This window comes from Xanthomonas albilineans, assembly GCF_002939705.1.
GTDB lineage: Bacteria > Pseudomonadota > Gammaproteobacteria > Xanthomonadales > Xanthomonadaceae > Xanthomonas_A > Xanthomonas_A albilineans.
In genome coordinates, this window is the sequence record NZ_MDCB01000131.1 from 1 (window position 1) to 294 (window position 294).

General features: G+C 69.7%; 1 protein-coding gene. It reads left to right on the forward strand.

All coding sequences use genetic code 11. The features are described from left to right. A partial coding sequence (locus XalbCFBP2523_RS16085) for a hypothetical protein (RefSeq protein WP_146084172.1) occupies nt 1-294 on the forward strand: 294 nt, incomplete at both ends.

Here is a 294-nt window from a genome sequence, read left to right on the forward strand (position 1 = left end):
AGCAGCGACGAAGCGCAATACCAGGCGCTGCTGGATGCCGGCGCGACGGTGGGCAAGGCCTGGGGCCTGCGTCCGGGCGTGGCGTTGACGGCAGCGCAGATGGCGCAATTGACCAGCGACATCGTGTGGCTGGTGGCGCAGACGGTGACGCTGCCCGATGGGCGCACCACCACCGCGCTGGTGCCACAGGTGTACCTGCGCCTGCATCCGGGCGATCTGGACAGCGGCGGGGCGCTGCTGGCCGGTGCCAATGTCGATGCACATGTGAGCGGCACGCTGACCAACACGGGCACC